The sequence below is a fragment of the Actinosynnema sp. genome, assembly GCF_052038725.1.
In genome coordinates this window covers 1-3007 of record NZ_JBQGCX010000747.1, presented here as the reverse complement: position 1 = coordinate 3007, position 3007 = coordinate 1, and the positions used below count along the sequence as shown (strand labels likewise).

Below are 3007 nucleotides of genomic sequence, written 5' to 3'. Positions count from 1 at the left end.
TCCAGCGAGACCGCGATCCGCTCCAGCGCGACCTCGCCGCCGCGCACCACGGCGGACGCGACGACCGCGCCGCGCGCCCGCGCCGCCAGCGCCCGCTGCGCGCGCTCCCGCGTCTCCCGCTCGGCGCGCGCGGCCCGCCGCAGGCCCTCGGCCTTGCCCTGGAGCGCGCGGGCCCGCTCCTCGGCGGTGCGCAGCGCCAGCCGGGCGTCCATCTCGCCCTGCCTGGCGGAGGCCAGCTCGGCGGCGGCCTCGTCGCGCTGGGCGGTGTCGGGCTCGTCGTCCAGCGGCTGCTCCTCGGCGACCAGGAGGCGCTCCTCCAGCTCGGCGAGCTTGAGCAGGTTCTCCTCGCGGGCGGCCTCGACCTTCTCCCGCTGGCCGCGCGCCCGCTCCACCTCGGCCTCGGCGGACCGCACGGCCGCCGCGAGCCGGTTGAGCCGCTCCGACGAGCGGGCCCTGCGGACCTTGGCCTCGTTGAGCTGCTCCTTGAGGGCGGACGCCTCGCCGCGCCGGGCCTGCTGCTCGGCGCGCGCCCCGTCCAGGGCGGGCCCGGAGTGCTCCAGCGCCCGCTCGGCGAGCGCGAGCTTCTCGGACGCCTCGTCCACGGCGGCCTGCACCTCGATGACGCTCTGGCTGCGCCCGGACCCGCCGGTCGCCCAGTCCGACCCGAGCAGGTCGCCCTCGCCGGTGACCGCCCGCAGCTCCGGGTGCGCCCGCACGAGCGCGTCGGCGGCGGCCAGGTCGGCGACCACGGCGAGCCCGTGCAGCGCGCGGGCCACGGCGGGCCGCAGCGCCTCGGGGGCGCGGACCAGGTCGACGGCCCAGCGCGCGCCGCCCGGCAGCGCGGGCAGCGCGCCGGTGGGCGGCTCGCCGCCGCCGATGACCACGCCCGCGCGCCCGGCGTCCTCGGACGTGAGCAGCTCCAGCGCGGCGAGCGCGTCGTCGCCGGAGGCCACCGCGATCGCGTCCGCGACCGGCCCGAGCGCGGCGGCCAGCGCCACCTCGTTGCCGGGCTCCACGGTCAGCAGCGCCGCGACCGACCCGAGCAGGCCGGGCAGCTGGGACGCGAGCAGCGCGCCCGCCCCGTCCTTGCGGGTGAGCCCGAGCGAGAGGGCGTCCACGCGCGCCTTCCACGAGGCGATGTCCCGCTCGGCCGCGCGCTCGGCCTTGACCAGCTCCTCGACCCGCCGCCGGGCCGCGTCCTCGGCCTCGACGGCGTGCCGGTGCCGCTCCTGGACGCCCGCGTCGTCCTCGTCCTCGCTGTCGGTGCTCTCGCGCGCCTCGGCCAGCTCCTCCTGGGCGACCTCGGACCGTTCGACCGCCTCGGTCAGCGCCACCGACAGCCGCTCGATCTCCTCGGCGGTGGCGTTGGTCTTGGACCGCAGCGCCTCCACCTGCCCGGACAGCCGGGCCAGGCCCTCGCGCCGGTCGGCGATCGCCCGCACGGCCGCCAGGTGCGCCTTCTCGGCGGCGGACACCATCCGCTCCAGCTCGGCGCGCGTCTCGACCGCCTCGGCCAGCCCGACCCGCGCCTCGGTGACGCCCTCCTGGAGCTCCAGCTCCAGCGCGGCGGTCTGCTCGGCCTCGGCCTCCAGCTCCTCCGGGTCGCGCCCGCCCCTGGGCGCGTCCACCGACGCCTTCAGGTGCCGCTCGCGCTCGACGGCCAGCCGGACCGTGCCGCGCAGCCGCTCCTCCAGCGCGGAGAGCCGGTACCAGGTGTCCTGGGCCTGCTGGAGCTTGGGCGCGTCGGCGGACACGACCTCCTCCAGCTCGTTCTGCTGCACCTGCGCCTGCTGGAGCGAGCGCTCGACCTCGGCGCGGCGGGCGCGCGCGGCGGCCTCGTCCTGCTCGTCGCGGGCCAGCGACTCGCGCTGGGTGACCAGGTCGTCGGCGAGCAGGCGCATCCGCGAGTCGCGCAGCTCGGCCTGCACGGTCTGGGCGCGCCGGGCGATCTCGGCCTGCTTGCCCAGCGGCTTGAGCTGGCGGCGCAGCTCGGCGGTGAGGTCGGTGAGGCGGGTCAGGTTGGCCTGCATCGCCTCCAGCTTCCGCAGCGCCTTCTCCTTGCGCTTGCGGTGCTTGAGGACGCCCGCGGCCTCCTCGATGAAGGCGCGGCGCTCCTCGGGCTTGGACTCCAGGATCGCGGAGAGCTGGCCCTGGCCGACGATGACGTGCATCTCGCGCCCGATGCCGGAGTCGGAGAGCAGCTCCTGGATGTCCATGAGCCTGCACGAGCTGCCGTTGATCTCGTACTCGGTGGCGCCCTCGCGGAACATCCGGCGGGTGATCGACACCTCGGTGTACTCGATGGGCAGCGCGCCGTCGGCGTTGTCGATGGTGAGGGTGACCTCGGCGCGGCCCAGCGGCGCGCGGCCGGAGGTGCCCGCGAAGATGACGTCCTCCATCTTGCCGCCGCGCAGGTCCTTCGCGCCCTGGGTGCCCATCACCCAGCGCAGCGCGTCGAGCACGTTCGACTTGCCGGACCCGTTGGGGCCGACCACGCACGTGATGCCGGGCTCGAAGCGCAGGGTGGTAGCCGAGGCGAAGGACTTGAAGCCCTTCAGCGTCAGGCTCTTGAGGTGCACGCCGCGCACCCTACCCGTGCCCGTCCCCCGGCCGGCGCGAACGGCCTGATCAGGGGCGCACCGAGACGAGCACCCGCATGTCGGCCACGACGTCGACCCGCTCGACGTCGGCCAGCGCGACCGAGGTGGCCCCCGGCACGCGCTCGTGCCGCGCGGGGCCGCTGCCCCACCAGCCCGCGACCTCGGTGCGCCCGGACGTCCCGTGCACCACGAGGCGGCAGCGCGCCCCGTCCGGCGCGCCGTCGAGGGTGAGCAGCAGCTCGGTGCCCCAGTCCCGGCCGACCAGCTCGGCGCGGGCCGCGACGCCGGTGCCCGCGTCGGTCCCGGCCCAGGTCACCGCCGTGCTGGACGCGACGGGGACCGGTCCGCGGTCCTCGCGGGCGAACCAGCCGGGGGTGACCAGGAGCGCGCCCACCAGCAGCACCCCG

The 3007-nt window shown here is 77.1% G+C and carries 1 protein-coding gene and 1 pseudogene; both read right to left on the bottom strand.

Annotated elements, in window-relative coordinates:
• On the bottom strand, positions 1–2579 hold a 2579-nt coding region (gene smc, locus ACTUAL_RS15570; RefSeq protein ID WP_440900763.1), incomplete at its 3' end, for a chromosome segregation protein SMC.
• Positions 2580–2628: 49 nt separating this feature from the next.
• Positions 2629–3007 (bottom strand): annotated as a pseudogene (locus ACTUAL_RS15565) (zf-HC2 domain-containing protein); the annotation flags it as partial.